This is a genomic window from Streptococcus parasanguinis (genome assembly GCF_001578955.1).
GTDB classification, from domain to species: domain Bacteria; phylum Bacillota; class Bacilli; order Lactobacillales; family Streptococcaceae; genus Streptococcus; species Streptococcus parasanguinis_U.
Genome location: NZ_KQ969692.1, coordinates 63,628 through 67,929, shown reverse-complemented (window position 1 = coordinate 67,929; position 4,302 = coordinate 63,628). Strand labels below are relative to the sequence as shown.

Genomic DNA, 4,302 nt, shown 5'->3' with positions numbered 1-4,302 from the left:
ATATACCTTTTCAATCAAGATATCCCAGTCGAGTGGTTCCGTGCCACGAGAGAGCATGTGGAGAGACTCGGAGGAGAGCTTCTTGATATTAAGTTGATCGGACCACAGTTCCAGATGAATTGGACGAATAAACTGGGTCATATCAACCATATGACCTTTGCACGGTATTTTATTCCAGATTTTGTTCAGGAGGATCAGGTTCTTTATTTGGATAGTGATCTTGTTGTGACTGGGAATCTTGATTCTCTTTTCAATCAGGAGTTGGGAGAGAATTATGTTGCCGCCGTTCGTTCTTGTTTTGATGCGGGAATTGGTTTTAATGCGGGCGTATTATTGATCAATAACCGTCTTTGGAAGGATCAGCAAATCCGTCAGGTTCTAGTCGAAACGACAGAGCGCGAACATGCAAATGTAGGAGAAGGGGATCAGTCGATTCTCAATATGGTATTTGAAGATCGCTATTTAAAATTGGATGATATTTACAATTTTCAAATTGGCTTTGATGCGGGAGCAGGGGAAGCTGGTCATCGTTTTGTGTTTGAAATCCCTTTGGACCCGCTTCCTTTGATTCTTCATTATATCTCTCCTGATAAACCGTGGAACCAATTTTCAGTAGTGAGATTACGTGACCAGTGGTGGCGGTATCATCTAATGGAGTGGTCTGAGGTGCTGAGTCATTGGAAAGAACGTGGCTTTGAGTTGGGACCAAAAAATTCCAAGCCCCTTCTAACCTGTTATACACTAACGAATTCTTATCTCTTAGAACAGATAGAATATTTGGTCCAACACCTTCCAGAAGTTCATTTTGAAATCGCTGCTTATACTTATATGGCAGTAGAGTTATTACGTTTATCACAATATCCAAATGTGAGTCTTTATCCGAATACGTATCCGCTTTTGATCGAGCAACAGTTACCACAGGTAGATCTTTATTTAGATATCAATCATTTTGATAAAATCCCATTGATATATGAGTTGGTTGGTCAGGCCGGAATTGCGATGTTTGCATTTGAAAATACCCAGGGACAGGGACAAACTTACCAGGCTGTTTTTTCTCATGAACATCCAGAAGAAATGGTGGCAGCTATCCGTCATTATATTGAAGAGCGTAGAAGTAATAGAAAGGGGCCAGACTTATTGTGAGCAGATTTCGACATACCGTTGTTTTAAAACGGATCTCTTGGACCTTGTTTTTCCTCTTTATATATATGTTAGGAAGCCAATTGCTATTACCTTTTGTCAATCTAGATGATCCTAACTTTTTAGGTGGAGCCACTTACTCGTTAACTTTTACAAGTGCCATGATGGGAGGGAATCTAAAGTCGCTTTCTGTCTTCTCTGTCGGCTTATCCCCCTGGATGTCTGCCATGATTCTCTGGCAAATGTTCACACTTTCGAAAAAGTCAAACTTAGGGAAATTACCAATAGAAATTCAAGATCGGAGACGAATGTATTTGACATTAGGGATTGCTTTGATCCAGTCATTGGCTGTTTCTCTCAACTTACCGATTGAGGCGGGCATCCCCAAGGGACTAGCAATTGCCACAAATACGTTGCTTTTAATAGCGGGGGCCTTCTTTCTGGTTTGGCTGTCAGACCTGAATTCTTTCATGGGAATTGGCGGTTCTATTGTGATTTTGATGGCTAGTATGGTAGCGAATATTCCACAACAGATTGTGACGAGTATCCAACGCTTGCATGTTGGCTTGGATTTTATTCTCTTACTGGTTGTCATGGGTGTGATCTTTCTCTACGTTTCTGTTACTTTCCAGGAGGCGCGCTATCGGATTCCAGTAAATAAAATTGATATTCATAATCGGTTTAAACAATACTCTTATTTGGATATTATGTTGACACCAGCGGGTGGGATGCCTTTTATGTATGCCATTTCAATGGTTTCTATTCCTCAGTATGTGCTGCTCTTGTTGCGGATGGTACTGCCTAAAGCTGACTGGATTCCTAAATGGATATCGGCTCTCACAATTGGGCAACCTCTTTGGCTGGTGCTCTACCAACTGATTCTGTTTGTTTTGTCCATTGCTTTTGCCTTTGTAAATGTCAGTGGTGAACAAATCTCGGAGCGGATGCGGAAGTCCGGCGAATATATCTATGGTATTTATCCTGGTCCCGATACTAGTCGATTCCTGAATCGTTTAGTCATGAGATTTGCAGTTATTGGAGCAGTATATACTGTTTTGATGGCGGGAGGCCCCATGTTGGTCGTTTTAATGGATCCACAATATCTACAATTAAGTATGATCCCAGGTATGTTTCTGATTTTTAGTGGGATGGTTTATAATATTCGAGAAGAAGTAAAAGCCTTGACACTAAATGAATCCTACAAGGGATTGTTTGAGTAGAATGATAGTGAGAAATGCTGGTGCAAATACGATCGCTCTCAAGAATGTTTTGAGAGTGATAGGCAGCTAGATGAATCAATTGTCTGGCTACCTATCACTACGATGTTCGCAGCCCAGTAGAAAAAGTTTTGGTCTTTGCTTATGGAAGATTGGTTTTCTATAGAAAAGGCATCTTTAATGCTATCCCCCCGCTTTGTTGTGGGGATAAGCGGGATAAGCGCGTGAATTTTAATCAAAATAAAGTCATTGAAAAGGAGCACTATGTACTATTTTATTCCTGCTTGGTACGGGCAAGGGGTTGAGTTTTGGCAACCAGATATGACCCCATGGTACAATAGAAGAAAAAAAATTGATTTTGATGATACACTCCATCAAGTGAGAATCTTTCAAGAACAGGATCTGGATCCGACCCTATTGTTGTTGACCTACCAACCTCATTTACGGTATTTTTTGCATCGATACGATCTTTTAGAAGCCAATTATTTTTCAGTTTTTGATGCGATTCAAGGAATTCCCGATCAACCCATGCGTTGTCTTCAAGTGAAGGACTTAAGTTGGGGAGATGATTGTGATTTTATCTATACCCCCTTTGCAATTGTAGTAGAGAAGAGGGGCCAACGTTACGCTGAAATTGAACTAGGACCCGAAGGATATCTGAGCATGATCCGCTATTTTCGAAATGGTCAAATTTTGAGGGAAGTGATTTATGATGATCGCGGCTTTGTTTCCAGTGTCCTTCAATTTCAAGATGGGCGGGCAAGTTATCGTGCCTATATGAATTCAGAAGGGATATGGCAGTTGTGCCATTTTCTTGATGGGCGTGGAATTGTCTGCAATCCGGATATGAAGCATCGCTTTAAAAAAGACTACTATCTTAATTTGGAAGAGGTTATTTGGGAGTTCTTTGATCGCTATCTTGAAGAACAGGTCCAAAGCTCGGATTGCTTTGTAGTGGCTTCTGAGCAAAGAATGAACCGAGATGTTTTTGAGCATCTTCCTCAGGAGAGCAAAAAGGTTTTAACCTGGTTTAAAGAGAGGAATCAATCAGATTCAATAGAAGATTACGAATCCTATTTAAAAGCAACCCAATTAGTGGTTAGTGATCATCAGAAGTTTGTGGATCAGGTTTGTGAATATTTCCCAGATCAGGCGTCAAAAGTTCGACATATGGCGCCCTATGATACGCGACTTTCTCTAGGGATGAGTCAACGTGTAAAAGAATCAAAAATCTTTTATCAGATCGATTTAGACCAGTTGGATATGGATGCCATTTATCAAGTATTGGCATTTGTAGCTAAATACCCTAGAACGAAGGTGTTGTTTGGTTGTTTCAATGCCCAGCATGCTGACTTTGAAAGTTTGAAAAAAGGAGTAGAAGACCGCATTTCAAGGTCCTTTCGACTAGATGATTTTGTATCTATTAAAGAAAGTCAAGGTGCTGAAAATAAGCTAGTAGAAAATCAAGAGATGGAGTATCGTTTTGACTTTGTAAACCTTCTTGATGAAACAACTTTGATGAGGGAATTGGAGTACACACGTCTGATTGTCGATCTGAGTCCGGAGCCTCATCGATACACCCAGCTTGCTGGTATCAGCGCAGGGATCCCTCAGATAAATATTGTAGCTTCTGATTATGTTAGTCACTTAGAGAATGGTTATATTTTAGAACAATTAGAAGACTTTGAGGAAGCCGCATACTATTATCTAGGTCAATTAAAACATTGGAATCAAGCTTTAATTGCTGCAATTGATAAGATCAGAGAAAATACAGGGGATCGCTTTGTCGCAAAATGGGAAAATGACTTGAAGGAGAAATAAAATGTCTAAAGTGACTATTTTGCAAATTGGACGTGACAATTGGATGAACCAGTTAGAGCTTCCCCAAAATATAACATGGATCTACCTGCGTGCCGGGCTAGCAAGTGATATTAAGGCACGAATG

The 4,302-nt window shown here is 40.4% G+C and carries 3 protein-coding genes; all 3 read left to right on the top strand.

Features of this window, described 5'->3' with window-relative positions; all coding sequences use genetic code 11:
* On the top strand, nt 1-1,143 hold a 1,143-nt coding region (locus SPADD19_RS08620), incomplete at its 5' end, for a glycosyltransferase (RefSeq protein ID WP_241496556.1).
* A complete protein-coding gene (gene secY2 / locus SPADD19_RS08615; protein ID WP_080559862.1) occupies nt 1,140-2,360 on the top strand; it encodes an accessory Sec system protein translocase subunit SecY2 in 1,221 nt (406 codons plus the stop codon). The genes SPADD19_RS08620 and secY2, both read left to right, overlap by 4 nt.
* A gap of 261 nt (nt 2,361-2,621) precedes the next feature.
* The gene (asp1, locus tag SPADD19_RS08610) at nt 2,622-4,178 is read left to right on the top strand and encodes an accessory Sec system protein Asp1 (protein WP_061455793.1); all 1,557 of its coding nucleotides are present in this window, start codon (nt 2,622-2,624) and stop codon (nt 4,176-4,178) included.
* Nucleotides 4,179-4,302 lie beyond the last annotated feature (124 nt).